At 68.1% G+C, this 20,478-nt stretch carries 18 protein-coding genes; 7 read left to right on the forward strand and 11 right to left on the reverse strand.

The annotated features are described in order from the left end of the window. Nucleotides 1-50: 50 nt before the first annotated feature. The 6 genes from LGI35_RS02180 to LGI35_RS02205 form a co-directional block, all read right to left on the reverse strand. Nucleotides 51-293, reverse strand: coding sequence for a hypothetical protein (locus LGI35_RS02180; RefSeq protein ID WP_227291884.1), 243 nt, complete (start codon nucleotides 291-293; stop codon nucleotides 51-53). Then, on the reverse strand, nucleotides 284-892 hold the full coding sequence (locus LGI35_RS02185) for an IS3 family transposase (protein WP_227291885.1): 609 nt from the start codon (nucleotides 890-892) through the stop codon (nucleotides 284-286). The genes LGI35_RS02180 and LGI35_RS02185 overlap by 10 nt, the downstream gene beginning before the upstream one ends. Nucleotides 893-1,185: 293 nt before the next feature. After that, nucleotides 1,186-1,806 carry a hypothetical protein gene (locus tag LGI35_RS02190; RefSeq protein WP_227291886.1) on the reverse strand — a complete coding sequence of 207 codons (621 nt, stop codon included), beginning with the start codon at nucleotides 1,804-1,806 and terminating at the stop codon, nucleotides 1,186-1,188. A gap of 203 nt (nucleotides 1,807-2,009) precedes the next feature. After that, nucleotides 2,010-3,800, reverse strand: a complete 1,791-nt coding sequence (locus LGI35_RS02195; protein WP_341483494.1) for a hypothetical protein — start codon at nucleotides 3,798-3,800, stop codon at nucleotides 2,010-2,012. A gap of 494 nt (nucleotides 3,801-4,294) precedes the next feature. Beyond that, the gene (locus LGI35_RS02200) at nucleotides 4,295-4,507 is read right to left on the reverse strand and encodes a hypothetical protein (RefSeq protein ID WP_227291888.1); all 213 of its coding nucleotides are present in this window, start codon (nucleotides 4,505-4,507) and stop codon (nucleotides 4,295-4,297) included. A gap of 29 nt (nucleotides 4,508-4,536) precedes the next feature. Continuing rightward, nucleotides 4,537-4,743 (reverse strand): hypothetical protein, encoded by a 207-nt coding sequence (locus LGI35_RS02205; protein WP_227291889.1) that lies wholly within the window; start codon nucleotides 4,741-4,743, stop codon nucleotides 4,537-4,539. A gap of 353 nt (nucleotides 4,744-5,096) precedes the next feature. Here LGI35_RS02205 and LGI35_RS02210 point away from each other — a divergent pair, with 353 nt between their 5' ends. Together LGI35_RS02210 and LGI35_RS02215 are read left to right on the forward strand one after the other, a co-directional pair. Further along, on the forward strand, nucleotides 5,097-5,360 hold the full coding sequence (locus LGI35_RS02210; RefSeq protein ID WP_227291890.1) for a hypothetical protein: 264 nt from the start codon (nucleotides 5,097-5,099) through the stop codon (nucleotides 5,358-5,360). Between the two features lie 1,142 nt (nucleotides 5,361-6,502). Continuing rightward, complete coding sequence (locus LGI35_RS02215) at nucleotides 6,503-6,835, forward strand: hypothetical protein (protein ID WP_227291891.1); 333 nt, start codon at nucleotides 6,503-6,505, stop codon at nucleotides 6,833-6,835. An 816-nt stretch (nucleotides 6,836-7,651) separates the two neighbouring features. Here LGI35_RS02215 and LGI35_RS02220 read toward each other — a convergent pair. Further along, nucleotides 7,652-7,873: a hypothetical protein gene (locus tag LGI35_RS02220; protein WP_227300177.1), complete on the reverse strand. Its 222-nt coding sequence runs from the start codon at nucleotides 7,871-7,873 to the stop codon at nucleotides 7,652-7,654. Between the two features lie 1,312 nt (nucleotides 7,874-9,185). Between LGI35_RS02220 and LGI35_RS02225 the strand changes: the two genes are divergently transcribed. Beyond that, nucleotides 9,186-10,658 carry a glycoside hydrolase gene (locus tag LGI35_RS02225; protein ID WP_227291892.1) on the forward strand — a complete coding sequence of 491 codons (1,473 nt, stop codon included), beginning with the start codon at nucleotides 9,186-9,188 and terminating at the stop codon, nucleotides 10,656-10,658. Between the two features lie 325 nt (nucleotides 10,659-10,983). Here LGI35_RS02225 and LGI35_RS02230 read toward each other — a convergent pair whose 3' ends face one another. Next, on the reverse strand, nucleotides 10,984-11,649 hold the full coding sequence (locus LGI35_RS02230) for a hypothetical protein (protein WP_227291893.1): 666 nt from the start codon (nucleotides 11,647-11,649) through the stop codon (nucleotides 10,984-10,986). A gap of 263 nt (nucleotides 11,650-11,912) precedes the next feature. Between LGI35_RS02230 and LGI35_RS02235 the strand changes: the two genes are divergently transcribed. Together LGI35_RS02235 and LGI35_RS02240 are read left to right on the forward strand one after the other, a co-directional pair. Then, on the forward strand, nucleotides 11,913-13,430 hold the full coding sequence (locus LGI35_RS02235; protein WP_227291894.1) for a hypothetical protein: 1,518 nt from the start codon (nucleotides 11,913-11,915) through the stop codon (nucleotides 13,428-13,430). Between the two features lie 348 nt (nucleotides 13,431-13,778). Next, on the forward strand, nucleotides 13,779-14,999 hold the full coding sequence (locus LGI35_RS02240) for a metallophosphoesterase (RefSeq protein WP_227291895.1): 1,221 nt from the start codon (nucleotides 13,779-13,781) through the stop codon (nucleotides 14,997-14,999). A gap of 273 nt (nucleotides 15,000-15,272) precedes the next feature. On the opposite strand, the gene LGI35_RS02245 is transcribed toward LGI35_RS02240, so the two are convergent. Both LGI35_RS02245 and LGI35_RS02250 read right to left on the reverse strand, forming a co-directional pair. Further along, the gene (locus tag LGI35_RS02245) at nucleotides 15,273-15,641 is read right to left on the reverse strand and encodes a hypothetical protein (RefSeq protein WP_227291896.1); all 369 of its coding nucleotides are present in this window, start codon (nucleotides 15,639-15,641) and stop codon (nucleotides 15,273-15,275) included. 446 nt (nucleotides 15,642-16,087) lie between these two features. Further along, nucleotides 16,088-17,026: an alpha/beta fold hydrolase gene (locus LGI35_RS02250; protein WP_227291897.1), complete on the reverse strand. Its 939-nt coding sequence runs from the start codon at nucleotides 17,024-17,026 to the stop codon at nucleotides 16,088-16,090. Between the two features lie 316 nt (nucleotides 17,027-17,342). Between LGI35_RS02250 and LGI35_RS02255 the strand changes: the two genes are divergently transcribed. Continuing rightward, the gene (locus LGI35_RS02255; protein ID WP_227291898.1) at nucleotides 17,343-17,933 is read left to right on the forward strand and encodes a TetR/AcrR family transcriptional regulator; all 591 of its coding nucleotides are present in this window, start codon (nucleotides 17,343-17,345) and stop codon (nucleotides 17,931-17,933) included. Nucleotides 17,934-18,215: 282 nt separating this feature from the next. On the opposite strand, the gene LGI35_RS02260 is transcribed toward LGI35_RS02255, so the two are convergent. Continuing rightward, entirely contained in the window at nucleotides 18,216-18,731 is a 516-nt protein-coding gene (locus LGI35_RS02260; protein ID WP_227291899.1) for a CGNR zinc finger domain-containing protein, read from the reverse strand. A gap of 548 nt (nucleotides 18,732-19,279) precedes the next feature. On the opposite strand from LGI35_RS02260, the gene LGI35_RS02265 reads away from it, so the two are divergent. Beyond that, nucleotides 19,280-20,149 carry an alpha/beta fold hydrolase gene (locus LGI35_RS02265; protein WP_227291900.1) on the forward strand — a complete coding sequence of 290 codons (870 nt, stop codon included), beginning with the start codon at nucleotides 19,280-19,282 and terminating at the stop codon, nucleotides 20,147-20,149. Nucleotides 20,150-20,478 lie beyond the last annotated feature (329 nt).

Here is a 20,478-nt window from a genome sequence, read left to right on the forward strand (position 1 = left end):
TGTGCTTCACCGTCTTGGGCTGACCGTGGTCCTACCGGCCGCCTGATGTGTCACCGTCTGTCGGTGAGGGTTCTCAGCCATCTGATGACTGTGGCCACGGCCTGGTAGTCGAGTTCGGCGATGCTGGTGATGGCACGCAGGTCGGAGGTCCGTGGGGTGATGCAGGCGGCGTCGAGGGCACAGTGCAGCAGCACCTGGTGTGCCTGGGAGGCCGGCAGGTCCTGGTCCGCGCGCATCTGGGCACGCAGGAGCGCGGCAATGGGCAGGGGCGGTGTCGGGTGGTTCAGGGGCACAGGCCGGTTCCTGTCGTGAGAGAGGGCTGGTCGGCCGGCGCTCCCTGGAGGCCGGCGCGGCGCATGAGGAGTTCCACGGTGCCGTGGCTGACGGTGATGCCGTAGCCGTGGGTGAGTTCGCTGTGAATGCGCCGGTATCCGAAGGTGCCGTTCGAGGCGGCGTGGATGACCGTGATGAGTTCGGTGAGCCAGGCGTGCCGCAGGGCGCGTGGGGAGGGCGGGCGGGAACGCCAGGTGAAGTAGCCGGACTCGGTCACCCCCAGGACCCGCGCGGCCACCCGCACCGGCAGGCCCTCCCTGGCCATCACATGTACTGCCTCGAACCGTCTTTTCGGGGAAAGGACCTCCCGCAGCAGCTCACTCACGCGCCGCAGCGCAGAAAGCTCGGTCTCCAGCTGTGTGATCCGCTGGCGCGCGGCGGCAAGGTCCTGCCCGGTGGAGGGGGCGTGTGCGCTGCGGCCCAGATGCGGCAGATGCCGGCGCCGCCACTGGTAGAGAGTGGGGCCTGGCAGGCCCAGCGCAGCGGCGACGTTCTTGACGGGTTCACCGTCGGCCAGTATCTGCAGGGCCTGGCGGCGCAGTTCGGGTGGATATCGCATGAGTCTGTGTGCTTCTGTCGGATGCCGAAGTGAAGACAAGACGAGGTCCCTGGATCCAGAGGATCAGGCCGGGACCGGGGAGATGGCCGGGGGCAGGCCCGCACCCTGGGAGGTGGACGGGCCTGCTCCCGGACCCGGGGGCGTCCAGGGGCAGGCCCACCCGAGAAGGGGCGGACGGGCCTGCTCCCGGACCCGGGGGCGTCCGGGGGCAGGCCCACCCGAGAAGGGGGTGGCTGGGGCCTGCTCCCGGACTCGGGAGGTGGCAGATGGGCTGTCGTGGGGCGCAGGGAGTGCTAGTCGATGTGGCGGCGCAGGGTGACGGTGGGCCTGAGGTTCAGCGAGTTGACGGCCGGGCCGTGGGGTGTGTTGGCCACCGCGTCCTGGAGGAGGCTGACGACTTCGGCGGCGAGGGTGTCGGCGTGGTTCTTGACCGTGCCGATCGGCTCCCGGCTGCGCTCCAGTGCCCCCAACCGACGTTCATAGACGGCGAGTTGGTTCCTGGTCGCCTGGGTGAGGGTGAAGCGGTAGGGGGTGGAGACGATGAACTGGTAGGCGCCGGCGAAGGTCTGACAGCCCGGGCAGTGGTCGTTGACCGCGCTGCTGGTGTTCGAGGCATTCAGACGTGCGGCGCCGGTGGCGGTGACCACCTGAAAAGACAGGGCGACCGAGCGGCAGGGCCGCTCGAGTGAGCAGCCGGTGGAGCGGGCGATCGCCCGGTTGCGAACGCCGGCGCCGAGGACGGTGCCGAGTTGGTGGATGGTGAACTCGTCGTCGTAGTCGGCCCGGTGCCTGGGGTTGGCCTGGGAACGTGCCTCGTCCAGGGCGATACCCGCACCGGCGGTGACCCGCGACCCTGTGACCGCGTCGGCCGGGGCGGTAGTGGCAAGTCCGGTCAGACAGACAGTCGTCAGCATGCCCAGGCGCATAGCGGTGCGTGCGCCAGTGCGCGGACGCGGCTTTCGGTGACTCACTAGTTTTTCTCCTTACTGCAGTCGTACAGCGGGGCGGCACAAGGCCGGGGATGTCATGAAGCCCGGCCGGCCCGGGGCGTCATAGGCGTCAAGGGGCGGGGGCGTCATGAGTCCGGAGTGTCATAGGCGTCATCGGGCCGGGGGTGTCATGTGGACAGGGGGCCGGGGAAGCTCATGGTGGGTGTCGGGAAACCACTGTCCGAGGGCGAGGTGGACGCGGTGGGGCTCGGCGTGCCGGAGGAGGGGCTGGGCGAGGGCGGCGCCGAACTCGGCCGGCGGGTCCGGCTCGGGCTCGGACTCGCCTTGAGGGGCGAGGGGGCGTCTGCCGGGTCGGTGGCCGAGGGGGAATCACTCGCCGAGGCCGTGGTAGAGGGGGACGCCTCGGGCGTGGGGGTCGGGCTCATCGGTGGTGCCTGGGTGAGCTGCGGCGCCGGGGGCGCAAAATCGTCCGGCGGGGCGCTGGTGGCGGGGGCCGAGGTGCGCGGGGCGACGACTCCGGGTTCGAGCAGGGGAACGATCGGTGCCTGCGAGGGCAGGGGCTCGGGAGTCATCCCGCTCAGCCAGGCCGCACCCAGCGCACCGCACGCGGCCAGCACACCGGCACAGATGGCCAGCCGCACCCGGATGTTGTTCTCGGTGGCGCGCAGGGTGGCGCGCACGACCCTTCCTGCCAGACGCGCGCACAGGTATACGGCGCCGGCCAGCGGGCACAGGAGCATGACGAGGCCGATGACACCGACGAGTCCGGCGGCGATCTGGCCGTCGGTGAACGCGGACCAGGTGCCGACCGCCTGTTCCGACAGGGCGCGCAGCCCGGTCTCGATCAGGCGCGGCAGGTTCCACAGCACATACCCCAGCTCGGCGACGATCAGCGGGACCATCGTCAGGACCCAGATGGTGACGATGATCCGTGCGGAGCGTTTGAGGTCGGCCGCTTCGGCGGGGGTTTCCCGGCCCGGCAGCATGCTCTGCAGAATGGGCTTGATCTTCCCGAACAGGTCGGGGATCCCGGCGAGGTCGCCGAGGATGTAGTAGCCGTCCAGCCTCAGAGCGGGCATGAGCTGCTCGAGGATCTCGAAGTGGACGAGATAGACCGCGGCCAGGAAGAAGGGCTGGCCGGTGACGAAGTAGGCGCCGGCCAGGCCGAGGACGAAGACCGTGTTGAAGTAGACGCCGCCGAGGTCGGTGCGGATCCGGCCGGTCCGGTTGATCCGGTAGACGTCCGTGACGTCCGTATACATGGAGGGCCAGATCAAATAGAGGCCGCAGCCGATACTCCCGGGCCGTGCACCGCCATAACGGCAGGCCGAAGCATGTCCGAACTCATGGAACACCAAAGAAGCCACGATCAGTACGAACACCGCGAGCATCAGGACCGGCTGCTCCACGACCTGGAGCACCGGCTGCATCGCGCCGTGGAAGGCGAACAGCCACAGGTCCAGGGACGCGAGGGCGGCGAGGACCAGGGCCACCACGGGCGGCCGGTGAAGCCACGCCAACGCCCCCGCGATACGCGCGACCTGCCGCTCGGGGAAAATGACCCGGTGGCCCTTGAGGACCAGCAGGAGATCGGAGCGCGGAGCGGCAACGCTCTGCTCGTCCTGTTGGCCGGGCGGGACGGTCAGGCCGAGGGGCTGGAGCTTGTGCTCCACGAGATACTCGACATTGTCCGCGCTGATCTCGCGTCCGAAGCGGCCACTGACCCGGTGAGAGATGGCCATCGTGTCGCGCACACCGTCGATGGCCTCGGTGACGAGGTAGAGCAACCGGGACAGCTGGACCACCTGCCCGTCCGCCCGGCGGATCAGATACTTACGCTCCCGCGAACCTGATCCCTGATACTCCCCCAGACGCTGCAACCCCACCACCGGACGCGGCACAGCAGACACCAACTGCCCACCCGCATCCAAAGCCACCACGCCGACCCGAGCAGACATGCCGACCCCCGCCGACGTGCTATTCCCGGCCGTCGCGCTGCTTCCGGGATACGTGCCGTCCCCGGGATGCGCGCCTCCCCCGGCGAACGTGCCGTCACCAGCCGATGTGACGACCCCGGCTGGCGTGCCGACCCCAGAGAACGTGCCGTCACTGGGATACGTGCTAACTCCGGCGAAAGTGCCGTCCCAGGGTTGCGTGCTGTTCTTGGTATATGTGTCGTCCTGGACCAGCGTGACATCCGCGGCGGACATGCTGTCGCCGGCGAACACGACACTCTGGGGAAACGTCGTGTCCGGGTGTGACGCGCTGTCTGCGGGGGGCGCGTCGTGCGAGGGAAACGTTTCGCTGTTGGGCGGCGCGTGGTGCGTGTCCTGCAGTGCCGTCCCCGCGAGAGCGGGATCGTGGCCCCTTCGGTGGTTGTCCACCATGCAGTCCTCCCTCCCCGGTGCGGACCGCGTGTGCCACACACGCGGTCCGCACGCCCAGGCATCCGTTACTGGTTGATGCTGATGGACTGGTTGGCCTCGGACGCGGCAATCGCCTCCGGGGAGTTGTAGTTCGCGGCGAGCGAGTTGTTGTGCGCGTCGACGTAGGCAACGTGGCGGGTGACGTTGGTCGTCTTGACGAAGCTGAACTTCAGGCGGCCCAGGGCCTCGCGGTCGGGGAGCAGTTCCGCGGACTCGGCGTTGAGCTGGTCGTTGTTCATGGTGAATCCTCTTTCGGGGTGGATGCCGGTCACTGGTGGACGGAGATCGACTGGTTACCAGCCGACTGGGCGATCGCCTCGGGCGAGCAGGCGTTCAGCGCGTACGAGTTGTTGTGCGCCGACACGTAGGCGACGTGCTTCGTCACGTTGGTCGTCTTGACCAGGCTGAACTTCAGCCGGCCCAGGGCCTCACGGCCGGGCAGCAACTGTGCGGACTCCGCGTCGAGTTCACTCATGCCGAGCATGGTGATTCCTTTGCTGAAGGGGGCATGGGACAGCTCCGGATCCCATCCGGACGTCCATTCATGCCGGACGATCTGTCTGACGAGATTGGACAGTAGCGGGTCGGGAAATCCTCCGGCAACCACTTCCGGCACATCCCCCCTCCCCGGACATCCCGCCCAACAGGAGAACCAGCAGGCAGGAGCGCCAGCACCCCGAAACGAAACTCGTCCGGCACGCGCGGCGCCGACACCCGAATGGCCCAACTCGCAGCCATCCGACCCCCATTGCCGCCCCGCGGCGTGACTATCCTCTCGACCCGCAAGAAGGGTGAACCACCCCAAAAACCTCCTCGAGAGGGGTGCACGTGCTCGTCGTCCACGGAGCGTCAGCCACCGCCGTCGTAAGGGACCGGACCGGAGAACCCGTCGTCCTCCTGTCCGGCGAACTCCCCGAAACCCTCACCCCCACCACCCTCGACGAACTCCTCAGCCTGGCCGCCGCCGTCCTCGACACCCACGAACTCGACCTGTTCCGCACCTGCCTGACCGCACTCCACTGCGGAGAACAACTCCACGAACGCCGCATCGAAGTCAGCGGAGCCATCCTCACCGTCTACCGCAGCCACTGAGAGCGGACACACGACAGCAGCTGGCCGCGACAGCTCACTCCGCCAGCAGCATGCGGTGCGCATGAGATACACGCAGGGAGACAACACTGACGGCGCAGGGTCAACAGGAGCGATAACGGGCGTAGTTGAGGACGTGATGATCCTTGGGAGGGGCACCCGGACGTCAACGCTGCCGCAGAGGCCCCCATGCCATGCCCGGACGTGGGTGCCTCCACGGACGGCCATGCCGACGCAGTGATCACCGCACCCAGAGTGCTTCCGACCCATGAGGAGTTCCCGGCTGCCGCCGCGGATGCCGCCAACTCACCTTTCTGACCGGGGTCGTTCGGTGCGACGCGTCGAGCCGGATGGGAATGCACCGGATCCTGCGAAGCGGCCCCGCCAGGCCATCTGAGCCGGGGCAACATCCAGGCCGCCATGGTCAGTCAGCCGGGCCGCGCCATGCGCTTGTACGTATCTCCCTGCGAGCCCCGATCGTCTTCATCCGCACACGAAACCCCTCCCCTGGCTGGGCGTGCGCTCCGGCCAGCAAACGAGCCAGCCGTCAACGCCCGCGCGCAAGCGAAAACCACCCCGGCTCAAGGCCGCGCTTCTCGGCGCCGGCCCCGAACTGCGCGAGGCACTGTCCAAGCTCACCGGCAACGTCTTGACCGCCGCGCCCGCACCCGCCCGACGGCCGCCCCGCCGAGAGGGCCTGATCACCGAGCCGACTCGGCCAACCCGCCGGCTCTTCGCATGCCGGCACAGAAACCGCACGGCCGGCTGCGCGCAACACGGGGCGCATACGATCTGACGCGGCACGGTTTGCGCAGCAGAGTCCCCCTTGAATAACGAATGAGAACGGAATTCGTCAACGCAATTCCCGGGGCACTGTAAAGAATTGTTCAACCCTCCCTGCGATTCACGCAAATTCCACGACATGCCGAAGCAGCATCACCTTGAAGGGTGTTTCCCGCCACCCTTCGGGCGAGACCGCGCACAGTGGATACGTGCAGTTCACAGGCCACATGCCCGCCACAGGGTCGTCATCCATTGTCGTCCGGTAAGCGGCAGAGAACCGGCCGGATAAATCAGCTGGGGGCGACGGGCCAGTAATGTCTGACGCGCCATCCGGCAATTCACCGAAACCAAGGAGAAACACGGTGCGAAAACTGGCACGCGCTACCGCGACGGCGGCCCTGACCGTCGCCGCGATCGCCATCCCCCTCACCGGCACGGCCATGGCGTCCACCACTGCCGCCGCCCCCTCCGGTTCCTACCGAGTCCTGCACCCCACCCACGGTGACCACGACCGGTGCGACAACGACCGGCACTACCGCGGCGCCCACTACTGGAACCGGTACGACGACGACTGCCGCTCCCGCTGGGACCGGGACAACTACCGTGACCGGTACAACTACAGGTACAACTACCGGTACAGCAGCTGGAACCACCGCGGCCACGACGACTACAGGAACTGCTACCGCCACTTCTAACCCGGACCCGACCCGGCCAGCACTCGCCTGGGGCCCCTGGAACACCACCCAGGGGCCCCACGCCCGTCCCCGGGCCGCCAACCCGAAGCACCCCCCTGCCAGCCGGACAGCCTGGGCGCACTGATCAGCCAGGGAAGGCCACCGGTCCCAGGGCTTCGGCGTAGTCGCGTGACGCCCGGTTCGTGGTGGTCCGTCAGATCGTCGACGGGGCCCGGAACTTGACAGGCACGGCTCCCAAGATCATGAGGTTCTCGACGCCCCGTGGCCCGAGTGGGCCTTGCCTGCCGACGCATCAACGCTGATCCCGCCTGCCCTTGACCAGCTCCGCGAACACCCCGAGGTCGTATCCGGGGAGGTCCCAGGCCTTCTGGAGCGGTTGGCCGATGTACCGGATCCGCGTGATCCACGCGGGTGCGCCACAGCTTGGCTGTCGTCCTCACACTCACCGCATGTGTGGTGGCGGGCAGCCCCTCCCCCACCGCTTCAGCACCTCACTACACGTCACACCTGCACGCTTCAGCATCAGTTGGCACGCCTTCCCCGACACCGCCACGGGCTCCCACGCGCCAACGGCTGCGGCGTCCCCCCAACCGCGGGCCGGATCCCCGCCGCCGTCCTCTCCGCAGAGCACAACGCCCACCACTGACTCACACCATCCAGCACCAGTGGCTCGGTCCACCCGCAGTTCCGTCGCCGGACACCCCTTCTGCCGCCTTCAGCCATACCGGCGCTATGACGAAGGCACGGCGTTGCCAACCGCAGCATTCGCAGCCGCAGATGTGGCCGCCGCACACAGCACTGCCGGCCGGGCAGCACTCATTCGGGGATGACAAGCCCGCGGGCGCGCAGCTGCGGCAGACAGACATCCAGACAGGCTTCCACCGAGGCGGCATCAGTACGCACGAGCAAGTCCTCGTGGAAGGGGAGACCGCTCGCGACGAACGTCCACGGCCGCACCCCATCACGCATGCGTTCCGCATCCGCCTTGAACAGCACCGTGACGCCCTGCCCGGCCAGCGCCTCCATGACACGCACCACGTCGGCCAACGTTTCATCCCGCCCGTTCGAAGAGGCGGACCACGCTACCGGACACGGCTCCCACAGTCCCCCGGCCTGACGGCATAGCAACGTGATGCGTCTACCGCCGCGCCAGCACCCGGACACGAACCGTCAAGCCCGCTGCAGCCCGATGAAAACCGCAGGCCCCGTCCCATCGGAACGCGCTTGGGCGACGGGCCATTACCGGGCGATCTACCCAACAAGCAACCCCGCAAGGCCCTGGGAAGACGCCCGGCCCGCACACGAGTCCGAACCGAGACCGTACAGAACTCGACTCTTTCCCCAGGCACACCCAACTCTAGGAAACCAGCATCCGAGGGGGAGCCAGAATGAGACGTGTGTGCGGAGCGGCGTGCCTGGCGTTGGGTCTCACCATGGTGAGTGGGTGCAGCCCCCCTGACCTGCCGCTCGTGGCGGTGCGAAACGGGGACGACGGGCAGCCGGTGGCCGAACTGCGTCCGTGCGAAGGAGGCGACACCCTCTCGGGGATCGGTCTGCAGAGCTGGACCCCTGAGGAAGGCGAAGCCGCGATCGAAGAGGCATCACTCGGCTCGGTCGGCTCTTCCTCGGCCTCCCAACCTGCACAGGCCGGCACTGACAATCCGGACGGGAGCCAGGCGCACCAAGAAGACAGCGGGTGGGAGACAGGGGGAGCGAAGAATCACGGAGGTGTCGTCTTCCCGCTTTTCTCCCCACCATCCGAATGGCGTGCGCACACCTACGGCAGACAGAAACTGCTGCCCGGCCGGACCTACGCGCTGGGCTTCCATGGGTCCGGCAGTTACATGGCACACGTCTACTTCACCGCCGACGACCTCGCCTCCCTCAAGCCGGGCCAGGTCTGGGCCGACGACCGGGCGATGAGCACCAAGGACTTCACCGAACTCGTCGACGACAAGTGCTGACGAGCTGTGCTGTTGAAGTGGTGACCGTGATGGCCGTGTGCCGGAGCCGCAAGCTCGGCGCTGCACGGATCGGTCCGGTCCTGAAGCATTCCCGCCTTCCCCCATTCCAGATTCCGCCGTGCCCGTGCACCCGATCCCGGCCCGACACGGTCTGAACCGTCCGGCGTCGCGCTACAGGTCCACCGGCCAGCTCGTCCGCCGCGCCGTGCTCCTCGACGACCCTGGGGCGGACTCCGCCTTTCGGCCCATCAAGGGCACCGGCGCCAACGCCGAAAAGGATCAAGCGGAGCCGTCCCACCCTCGCGTTCCGGCACGCCTCCGCGCCCCCGGCCGCCCCCATGACGGCGGTCCCGTACCCCGGCCGCGAGGCCCGGAGGAGATCCCGCATGCGCGTCTTCCTGCCCCTGACCGCCGTGACCACCACCGCGCTCTTGCTCATCACGGTCACCGGCGCGACTCCCGCCGCAGCAGACCGAAACCCCGACGGCACACAAGTTGTCAAGGTGTCCCACGGCGACCCGTACGCGCACTGCACCATCGGCGCGAGGTCCTCCGACAGCATCGTCTACCCGGCCACCGAGGTCGAGCCGTACCTGTCGGTCGATCCGCGCGATCCCAAACGCGTGGTCACCGTGTTCCAGCAGGACCGCTGGAACGACGGCGGCGCCCGTGGCCTGGCGGCCAGCTGGACCGCGGACGGCCACACCTTCCACCGGAGCACGCTGCCGTTCAGCCTGTGCGCCCCGGGCGGCGCGGACTTCGAACGGGCCTCCGACCCCTGGGTGAGCACCGGACCGGACGGCACCGTCTACGCGAGCGGGGAGGGCGTCGACTTCACCAAGAGCACCCGCAGCGCTCTCCTGGCCGCCACGTCCCGCGACGGCGGCCGCACCTGGCGGAACCTCACCACCACGCACGTCGACGAGGAGCCGTTCTTCAACGACAAGCCCTCACTCACCGCCGACCCCCTCCGTAAGGGCACCGCCTATCAGGTCTGGAACCGCCTCGACAACGACCCACCCGGCCCCAGCTCCCTCGACGGTCCGGGCTACATCTCCCTCACCCGCGACGGCGGCCGCACCTGGAGCAAGGCCCGGCGGTTCGTCGACACCAGCACCGTGCCCAACACCCAGACCATCGGCCATGTGATCGTCGTCGACAGCCGCACCGGCACCCTGTACGACTTCTTCGACCGGATCACCTACTCCGACGACCTGAGCACTGTCGCCGAAGCCCACTACGCGATGGTCACCTCGACCGACGCCGGAAGGACCTGGAGCGCCCCGGTCACCGTGGCCCGGGACACCTCCGTACCGGAGGTCGACCCGAACGACCCCGCCAAGCTGCTGCGCGCCGCGGCCACCCTGCCCAGCCCGGCCGTCGACGCCAAGACAGGCACGCTGTACATGGCCTACGAGGGCGCGGACTTCTCCGGTGGAAAGTTCGACTCCGTCCAGCTCGTGCGGTCCAACGACCGCGGACGCACCTGGGGAACTCCGGAGCTGATCAGTCCCAAGGGCGTGCCGGCCTTCTCTCCGTCGATCGCGGTCGACGAGCGGGGCACGGTCGCACTCACCTACTACGACCTGCGCTTCCTCAAGCCCGGCAACACCACCACGCTGCCCACCGCCTACCAACTGGCCACGCTGCGGCACGGACACCCGAAACTCCGGACCGAACGACGGATCTCGCGAGTCTTCGACTGGCTGCAGGCGCCGTTCGCCGGAGGCTACTTCCTCGGCGACTACCAAGGCCTGGTGGCAGACGGCAAGGGAGTACGGGCGGTGCTCACCGAGACCCACTCCGGCGCACCACAGAATCGTACGGACGTGTACACCAGCAGTCTCCGCACCCGCTGACCGATGCGGCCACCGTCGGCCGACCCGAACGCCGACAGCTGCAGACAGGTCTCGGACCCACTCCATGACACGTTGGGTGGGAGGAACAGACCAAGTCGATTCTCGCTTCCAGCGAGTCGAACCAGAGGCGCCTGCCGGGCGAAGGACCCGGTCAGGCGCGTCTGGCGCGCCGGTTCTCAGCGGCCCGGCCGGACTTCTCGTCGGAGATCACCACCGCCCGCTGTCGGCGACGCTTGAACTATGACCCAGTTCCGGCGCTTGGGGACTGAGCGCGATAGGTGGCCCATCAGGCCAAGCAGGCTGCCCGATCTGGCAGTGCTGGCGATCAGCCACCATGGAGCCCCCACTCGTCAAGGCCCCCATACACGTGGGCTTCAAGACATCGTGGGGCGTCCATGCCGACGGCCTCGCCTCGGTAGAGGGCGATGAGCGAGTCCTTGCCCCGCCACCACATATCTGTCACCCCCTGCACTTCAGCAACGGGCTCGTACCCGCCAAGGTCCAAGGACTCGACGCCCTCACCCTCGAGCCTGGTGAGGGTCTTGGCCCAACGGCGGGCATGGGCGGCGAGTGCCAAGGACTCCACCCATCCGTCGGTGCTGGCGTGCAGGGGTGTCCAGCGGTTGGCATCGATCCCGAACGCGTCGTCAGGGCCGATCATGAATCCATAGGCCATGGACACGCGACAGGTTCCCGCCGGAAACGACCAGCCCTCAGCAGCCATCTCTTCGGGGCAGTCGGCGTTGAGGATGTGCGGGCCGCCCTCGTAGAACGGGGCAGGCGGCAGAGCAAGACCGCCCCATCGCTCCTGGAAAGCCGTGGCCCTGTCGATCTCTGCGACCGGGATCCCGTGCTCCATCCAGCTCTCTCGGTGCCGCCCGATGTCCTGGTGGGGAACACGAAACCCGTCCGCCTCGACAAACCGCTGGGCCCTGTCACTCAGGCCGGCAGGCGCAACCGGGATCGGCGACTTGGGAGTGGTGGCAGTCATGGTGCCGGAGCCTATTGGCAGGGGTCCGCTAGCACTTCAGTCAGCAGCCCCTCCCGTCTTCGTACGAGCCTGGAAACGCGCTCAGTGGCCAACTGCCTTACTCAAGGCCCAAGTAGCTCGCTCAGTCACACCATGCTGTGACTGAGCGCTTCCATAGGGGGTTTCGTCAGGTACCACGCAGCAGGGGCGGGGCGTTCCGCCGGCAACTCGTTGGCATCAAGAGGTCCCGCAGTCATCCATCACGCACCAGGCAGGATGTGTCTGTGCATCACATCCTGTGCGGGCTCGCCGCCAATCCCGCCCTGCCGTCCGAGTTGGTCGACCGGCTGATATCCATCGCGGACGACGACATCGCCACGCACCTCGCCTGTCGTGCGGACCTCAGCCGTGCACAGGCGGTCGCGTTGGCCGAGCGCGTCGACCAGAGCGCGGTGCAGCTCGCGTACGAGGGTCGGCTGACCGCCGCCGACATCGATCCCTCTGTCCGGCCGGATGCCGCGCTCGCATTGCTCGACCAGGGAGTCGGTCGCCCGGAGTGGGCGCGTCTTTTCGCGGCGGACCCGGTCCGTGAGCGCCGGGAGAAACTGGCAGCCTGCCCCGGCCTCCCGTCCGACCTTGTGGACACGCTTGCGGCGGACACGGACGTACGTGTCGTCGCCGAGCTTGCATTGTGGACCATCCCAGACGTGGCCACGAGGCTCGCGGCGCACCCGCACGCCGAGGTCCGCCGCGCGGTCGCGGCCAATGAGGCGACACCCCCGGCCACACTGGCAGCGTTGCTGGCCGGGGAGGGGCTGCCTGCGGCGCGACGCTGCCTGGTCTGTGACCGCGAGCAGACTCCCTTCGTTCACGATCGGCAGTGCCCACGGCTCGACTGCGACCTGTTGCCGGGCGCCTCCTGCGACGGATCCCACGAGTCCACCGTCCACGCCATGATGGAGGCGGCACTCCGTAACCCTGCCACGCCCGTCGAATCCGTCGTCGGCTTCGTGGACCATCCGTCGATGTTGTTGCGCTGGGCGCTCGCCACCCGCCAGGACCTCCCCCAGCAAGCGTGCGCGCGGCTTGCCTCGGACCTCACTCCCGGTATCCGCGCCGACCTTGCCGAAAATCCCGCGATCGACGACGCCCTGATCCGCGCGCTGGCCGACGACCGTGACCCCGACGTGCGCCGCAGGCTCGCACACCACCCCCGCGTGCCGCTCGACGTGCTCACCCACCTGGCCCGAACTACCAGGACCGGCACCACCCTTCTGCCCCGTATTGCCGCCTCCTCTCCCGCCGAGGTCGAGGAGCTGTCCACGTCACCGGACCCGGCTGCCCGCATGCTCGTAGCCCAACGACGCGATTTGCCGCCCGAGACACGCAACCGGCTGGCCGACGACCCCGACGCGAAGGTGGTCAAGGCCCTCGCTCCGCACCCCGGTCTCACCGAAGCGCAGTTGCGCGCCATGGTCCACCGACACGGCGTCAGCGTCCTGGCCAAGGTGGCGACCAACCCAGACGCGCCCCCGGTGCTGCTGGAGGACCTGGTCCGGCACCAACCAGCGGTGCAGAAAGTTTTCCGTGAGGTTGCCCGGCATCGCAGGGCGACGAACTCGGCGCTGCTCGTCTGCCTGGCAGACCAACGGGCGAGACCCGTAGCCGCCGGCCACCCAGCACTCCCTCCACCGGTCATCGAAGAGCTGCTCACCGACGCGGACTGGCAGGTGGTGGAAGCAGCAGCAGCCAACCCGTCCCTGCCGACTGCCGTGATAGCGGATCTGGTGTGCCGGCGGTGAGGGCCTTGCCCGCCAAGTCGACCGTTCCCTCGCCAAGTGAAGCGCTGCGCAACGGCCGCTCGGCCGTGGGCCCAGCACGAACGATCGAAGACATCAAGCTCGTCATCCCCCTCCAACTCCCGCTCCCAGAACGCAGCGAGCCGCTCCTGCTACTGCCCCGGCCTGGCCACGACAGCCTCTCTGTCCTCAGGCGCCATTACGGCGCCGGCGAGCACGGCGTCCGCGTCGCACAAGGTCTCCACCCGGCACATCCCGGCCGCCCCCATAAGGGCCACGTCCATCCGACGGGCCCCAGGACGACCGGATACAGTGCGCGCGACGGCAGCCTGGTTTAGAAGGAGGGGAAGCGTGACCGACACAAGCGACACCCGGCCCGCTGACAGCGAAGCGCAAGCGAGTCAGCAGAGCCGACTTCGCCGCCTGATGCGCTTCATCCCCCTGATCGCCCCCGTCCTGCTGTGGACGGTGCCCTGCTGGGTGCTGCTGCTCACCGGCCAGCACTGGCCGCTGGCCGTCACGTTGGCCGGCACCGCCTTGTTCGCCCTCGGCCTGATAGGTATGCCGCTCGCGATGGTGCGCGGCCACGGTCGGCGGCAGGAGGACGGGGCCGCGATCGTCGGGGACACCCTCCTTGGTGCCAGCTGGGTTCTGTTCACCTGGTCCGTTCTGCTCGGTGTCCTGCTGCGGCTCGCCCTGACCGTGGCCGGCGTCGGTGACGGCGAGGACCGGGCAAGGATCGTCACCTGGGCGGTCCTCGGCACAGCCGCCGTGCTGCTCGCCTGGGGGTACGCCGAGGCGCGCCGGGTGCCCCGCGTGCGCCGTCTCGACGTGCAACTTCCGCGCCTGGGGGCCGGGTTGGACGGCACCCGTGTCGTTCTCATCACCGATACCCACTACGGCCCGCTCGACCGTGCCCGCTGGTCGGAAAGGGTCTGCGCGACAGTGAATACCCTGGACGCCGATCTCGTCTGCCACACCGGCGACATCGCGGACGGCACGGCCGAACGCCGCCGCGCCCAGGCCGCCCCACTCGCCACCGTGCAAGCCACTCGGGCCCGGGTCTACGTCACCGGCAACCACGAGTACTACAGCCAGGCCCAGGGCTGGGTGGACCTGATGGACGAGCTGGGCTGGCAGCCGTTGCGCAACCACCACCTGCTGCTCGAACGCGGCGGCGACACCCTCGTGGTCGCCGGCGTGGACGACGTCACCGCGGAGTCCTCCGGCCTGGCCGGCCACCGCGCCCACCTCGCCAAAGCCCTGAACGGCGCCGACCCCGACCTACCCGTCCTGCTCCTGGCTCACCAGCCCAAGTTCGTCGACCGTGCGGCAGCCCACGGCATCGACCTCCAGCTCTCCGGCCACACCCACGGCGGCCAGATCTGGCCCTTCCACCACCTGGTCCGCATCGACCAGCCCGCCCTCGCCGGCCTCAGCCGCCACGGCAGCCGCACCCTCCTCTACACCAGCCGCGGCACCGGCTTCTGGGGCCCGCCCTTCCGCGTCTTCGCCCCCAGCGAGATCACCCTGCTCGTACTGCGCTCCCCACAACACCCCCCCACCCCATAACGCCAGGCAGACCAACAACACCGCTCGGACCGCTCCGGCCGGTGAGATGGTGCCGGTCGGGTCGCAGTCCTGGTCCACGAGGCAGAGCGCCGTGAGAACTGAACTGCCGCCTCGCCGGGGAAATGTCCACGGCGCCCGGTGACCTCACGCAAGCGGGAGCTGAGGGACTCGATCAGGACTGAGTAGGCCACAAACGCCGGTCCGCCGGAAGCCTCGGCTACGGGTTCGAGCCGGTGGCGTTCCTTGACGACGGATGTCCGTGAAGCAGCCGCGTCACTGCTCCTCCTCCATACGGATCGCACGCCGTAGCTCGTCGGCCGCTGTGTGGCTCGCGCCCTCGCGCTGTTCCAGCATTGCCGCCGCGATCGCGTCCAGTTTGCGCTGGACGGCGTGAGCGTCACGCCGTTCCGTGTTTTTCAGCAAAGTGAGCAAGAGCAGGTTGACGGCCGTCATGACATCGCCGGCGAAGATCAGCCAGGGCAGCGGCAGGTGCGCGAGGTGCACGGCGACCATGCCCAGGACCAGGAGCACGCACAGGACATAGAACAGCGGCGAGCTGGTGACATTCGATGCCCGATCGGAGAAGGCGGCGAACCAGTCCCGCCCAGTGCCGCCCCGCTCGGCGGGATGCTCAGTGGTCATGCCCGCCATGCTCCGTGCCCGACCACCGCCGATGCGGGAACCTGGGCCGACAGGCGCGCCTGATCATCTCCATCTCACCCTGTCGGGCCGTCGGGCCTGCCCACCTGTTCAGCGCGAACCACCGCGCCAGGGGCAGCGAGCTTGGGTGACGTGGGTGGGGCGCGGCAGGCGCGGCCAGTCTCCTGCGACAAGTCGGCCATCAGGCGGCAAGCCGTTGATGGTCCGCGGCCCGCCGAACTGCTGGACGCCGTGCGGGACGTGATGAAGCCGAACACAGTATTCGCTGCCAACAGGATCGTGTGCGCGCTCAGGTTGGCGCAGACGTCCATGCCCGGTGATCGACTGGTCGAGCCGACCTGCGTTGAAGGCGAATTTGTCGTGCCGCACGCAGGACGGCGTCCACCACGAGCAACGGGCGGTGCACAGTCGGGCAGGTTTGACCGGTGTCAGTCGCGGTCGAGGATGAATTCGGCTATGGCGGCAGCGACGGCTTCGGGCTGCTCATCGGGGATGAAGTGTCCGGCGTCGGGCACGACGAGTCCGGTGGCGTCGTCGGCCCACGGGCTGATGGAAGCCGCCATGTCCGGAATGGAGCCGTGGCTGCTGGAGATTCCGAGGATGGGCACAGTCAGGTGCTGCCGCTCGAGCGCCTCGTGGTTCTTGCGCGCCGACTCGGCGGCGTCTCGGTAGTAGGCGAGGGAAGCGCGGAGGCCACCGTCGACGGCGATGGCCGCTGCGTAGTGGTCGAGTTCGGCGTCCTCGAACGTGTCAGGAGAGTGGGCCTTCACTTTCAGGAACCAGCCGACGTAGTCCCGTTCGCGGCCGGCAAGCAGCGTCTCCGGCAGGTCGGGCACAAGGTGGAATGCGAAGTGCCAGGTCTTCCACGCCTGATCCGGGTCGGTGGGGATCGCTTCGGGGAGGGTGATGCCGGGAATTCCGGCGTCGAGCAATGCGAGCCCACGCAGTTGGCTCTCGAATTTGAGTGCGAGGGAGAAGGCGACCCAGGCGCCGATGTCGTGGGCGGCCAGCCAGTAGGTCGACACGCCGAGAGCCTTCACGGCGGCGTGGACATGCGCGGCGATCGTGTGCGTGTCGTAGCTGCGCTCCGGGCGCTCGGAGTGGCCCTGTCCCGGCAGGTCGATCGCGATGACGTGGAACCGGCCGGCGAGGCTGGCCATGACCTTTCGCCATGCCCACCAGGTTTGCGGGAATCCGGCGAGCAGGACGACGGCCGGGCCGGTCGGCTGGCCGCCTTGGACGGCATGAAGGCGGACGCCGTCGGCATCAACCCAGCAGTGAGTGAATCCCGCCAGGTCGTGCAGGGGCAGATCGCGGACAGGGTTACTTTCACAGCGGTGCCATGCGCTGGTCGCAGGGTCAGTCACGGGGATCCTCCGTCGGTGTTAAGCATCCTGATTCGGAGCTTCGCCCGAGGGTTAGGCCCACGAGCGCAGTACAGATGACGAGAGCGGCCAGCGTGCTGCTCGGCATCCGGGCCCCGACGGCCTGATCGGTGAGGCCCAGTAGCAGGACAGGGACGAAGAGCCGGACTGGACGAACGCTGTCGCGCTGTCGCGAAGTGCGAGGTGGACGCTCGGTCATGGCCGCGCTCGGACGCTAACACATCTTGAACTGATTAGTTCAAGATAGAATGGTGCGGAGCAGCACGAAACATCGGACACACCGGCAAGGAAGTGCCACGTGGCGGGCAAGAAGCAATTCGACATGGACACAGCACTTGACGCCGCGATGATCCAGTTCTGGCGCGCCGGCTACGCCGACACCTCAGTGGACGATCTGTCCCAGGCAACCGGCCTGAACCGCAGCTCCATCTACTCCTCGCTCGGCGACAAGGACACCCTCTTCCTGCGCTGCCTGGATCGCTACGCCACGCGCTACGGCGACAAGTACGACGCCGCCCTGTCGTGTGCAGCCTCGGAGCCTCTTACAGCCGTTCGTGCATTCTTCGACGTCACCCTCGAGCGCATCGCCGATCCCGAACTGCCGGACGGATGCCTGGTGGCCCAATCGGCCATGGCAATTCCAGCGCTGAGCCAGAGCATCGCGACACACACGAAGGAGGCGCTGGGCTTCCAGCGCACGCGCCTACGCGCCGCACTCAAGGCAGGCCGATTGACCGACGAGGACGCCGAGGCCTTCGCTGAACACGTGGCCGCCGTGAACCAGTCCCTCGCCGTCATGAGCAGAGCCGGGGCGAGCCCGACGCAACTCCTGGCCATCGTGGGCGTAACCGTCGACGCGCTCTCACACGCGCTGCACACACGCAAGTAGCGCTGCAGACCGGTCCCGTCGTCGACTCGACGAACCTCCGTACGACGACGGTGATCACGGCGCGCACCGGGCGGCCGCGCTCGTCAACGCCGGCCACGGTCGCTGCTGTGATCGCTGCCTTCATCGTCAACTACTGACTTCCCATCGCGGGCCAGATCCCCCACGGCGAAGCTCTGGCGTCACCGCGGACATCGGATGTGAGCACCGATGCCCTCCCCGGCTTTGCCTTCCGGGGATCGCGGATGGCATTGACTCACCGGCACCGAACGCCTGACAGAGGTGTTACTCGGCTGCGGCGTCGCGGATGCGCTGGTAGTGGCGCCGTGCCTTCATACGGTTACCGCAGACTGCCATCGAGCACCAGCGGGCCTTGTTGGTTTTGCTGCGGTCGATGAGGAACAGCCGGCACTCCGGGTTGGCACACGACCGTAGCCGTCCGGGCATTGTCTGTTGCACCGCGCTCCACGCCATGACCACTTCCACTGCCATCTGGCGCTCCGCGGGGGCTTCCAGGGCCCACGACACTCCCTCAGGGGAGAGCTCAGGTCGGGAGGTGACGCCTTTGAGGAGCGGAGCCAGCGAAGTGGCGGGCCGGCTGCCGCGCACCACGTTTTGAAGGGCATCGCGCGCCCGCACGAGGCTACGCAGCTCGTCCGCGCTTCCACTGCCGCCGTGGGCCTGCTGCCAGGATCGGGCCTCCTGCGGATCTGCCAGCTGGTCCTGGACGACGCCATTGACCACCGGCGTGCTGTTGAGGAGCTCCAGCAGTACGTCTTGCTGCTCTCGGTCGGTCACCATCGCGCCTCCTAACCGAATTGGTTCACATGACAGGCTTTACCAGCTCGCCCACCTTAACCAGAGACTCTTATTTTACTGGTTAGATTTACCAAGGGGCACCGCAACCGCCAAACGGTCAGCAGTCGCGACCGGAAGGGGCAGCCCTCGTCCGACCCGGACCGCGCCCAAAGAGCAGGTCCGCGCTCCACGTCTGACCGCACGGCGAACCGAACCCGCGTGCCGCGTGGGCCGGGCGCGCAGGCCGCCGGATAGCCGCTCACGCAAGTCCCGGGCCCACCCGGACACCTCAAGCCGGTCGACCACGACAGCACACAGAGCCGGCCCGGCGCGGGCGGACATTGGCTCCCTGAGCGGGCTTGAGTAGACGGTGCGCTGGCTGACCACCGTTCACGGGCGGAGGCTTGAGGCGGGCCGGCGTTCCGCCGCCGCGGCCGGGCTACACCCCCGAGCACCATTTCGATCTAACCTGCAAACCTAACTTGACAGGTTAGGTTTTGCGTGCTCGACTCTATATGTAACCAGCGAATCCAGGCAGAGAGGTTAGAGACATGGTCTCCGCAGTCCACCACCGCACCGCCACCGTCAACGGCCTTGAGGTCTTCTACCGGGAGGCCGGCAACCCCCAGGCACCCGTGGTCGTACTCCTGCACGGCTTCCCGACCAGCTCGCACATGTTCCGCCACCTGATCCCGGCACTCGCCGACCGCTACCACGTGATCGCCCCCGACCACATCGGGTTCGGCCAGTCCGCGATGCCCGCCCTGCAAGATTTCCCGTACACCTTCGACGCCCTCGCCGAAGTCACCTCCGGCCTGCTCCAGCAGTTGGGCATCGACCGGTTCGCGATGTACGTGCAGGACTACGGCGCTCCCATCGGCTGGCGGCTCGCCCTCCAGTCCCCGGACCACATCACCGCGATCATCACCCAGAACGGCAACGCCTACGAGGAGGGCTTCGTCAAGCCCTTCTGGGACGGCGTCTTCGCCTACGCCCACGCCCCGGGCCCGGACACCGAAGCCCCCATGCGCGGCGCTCTGACCCCCGAGATCACTCGCTGGCAATACGTGAACGGCGTCGCCGACCCCACCCTGATCAGCCCCGACAACTGGGTGCACGACCAGGCGCTGCTGGACCGCCCCGGCAACGACGAGATCCAGCTTCAGCTCTTCCGCGACTACCCCACCAACGTGGTCCTCTACCCGCAAGTCCATGAGTACTTCCGCGACTCCCAGGTCCCACTGCTGGCGGTCTGGGGCGCGAACGACGAGATCTTCGGCCCCGCGGGCGCGGAGGCGTTCGCCCAACACCTGCCCGACGCAGAGATCCACCTGCTCGAGTCCGGGCACTTCGCTCTGGAAAGCCACCTCGGGACCATCACCGAGCGCATCCGCGACTTCCTGGCCCGCGTCCTCGCCTGAGGCGCAGGGTGCCGGGGCGGCAGTATCGGCGTCCCGCACGAAAGCCCAGACGGCTGCGCCTACCTGGCATCTCGAGCCCGGGCAGGATGCCGCCCCCCACGGCGTTGACCGCGGCCTGGACGTCGACGAGGTCAAGCCCATTGCCCCCGACGCGCACCCGGACTGCCAGATCCAATGAGATAGCGCCGGACGGCAAAGCTCAAGACGGTGCCCGAGGCCGCAGACGCCTTCACCATCCTTATGACGGGCCGAAGCCTCGATCGCCACCATGTACCGCACCCGCGCCGAAGGAGCTGACAACGCCGAGCGTGCCCCCAGCTGCCCGTCAG

Source organism: Streptomyces longhuiensis (assembly GCF_020616555.1).
Classification (GTDB): Bacteria; Actinomycetota; Actinomycetes; order Streptomycetales; family Streptomycetaceae; genus Streptomyces; species Streptomyces longhuiensis.

Excerpts from the sequence above, each read along its gene's own strand:
- LGI35_RS02195 (WP_341483494.1), bottom strand. The coding sequence starts at position 3,800 with ATGTCTGCTCGGGTCGGCGTGGTGGCTTTGGATGCGGGTGGGCAGTTG.
- LGI35_RS02190 (WP_227291886.1), bottom strand. The coding sequence starts at position 1,806 with ATGCTGACGACTGTCTGTCTGACCGGACTTGCCACTACCGCCCCGGCC.
- LGI35_RS02230 (WP_227291893.1), bottom strand. The coding sequence starts at position 11,649 with ATGACTGCCACCACTCCCAAGTCGCCGATCCCGGTTGCGCCTGCCGGC.
- LGI35_RS02260 (WP_227291899.1), bottom strand. The coding sequence starts at position 18,731 with ATGGTGACCGACCGAGAGCAGCAAGACGTACTGCTGGAGCTCCTCAAC.
- LGI35_RS02185 (WP_227291885.1), bottom strand. The coding sequence starts at position 892 with ATGCGATATCCACCCGAACTGCGCCGCCAGGCCCTGCAGATACTGGCC.
- LGI35_RS02225 (WP_227291892.1), top strand. The coding sequence starts at position 9,186 with ATGCGCGTCTTCCTGCCCCTGACCGCCGTGACCACCACCGCGCTCTTG.
- LGI35_RS02205 (WP_227291889.1), bottom strand. The coding sequence starts at position 4,743 with ATGAGTGAACTCGACGCGGAGTCCGCACAGTTGCTGCCCGGCCGTGAG.
- LGI35_RS02245 (WP_227291896.1), bottom strand. The coding sequence starts at position 15,641 with ATGACCACTGAGCATCCCGCCGAGCGGGGCGGCACTGGGCGGGACTGG.
- LGI35_RS02200 (WP_227291888.1), bottom strand. The coding sequence starts at position 4,507 with ATGAACAACGACCAGCTCAACGCCGAGTCCGCGGAACTGCTCCCCGAC.
- LGI35_RS02265 (WP_227291900.1), top strand. The coding sequence starts at position 19,280 with ATGGTCTCCGCAGTCCACCACCGCACCGCCACCGTCAACGGCCTTGAG.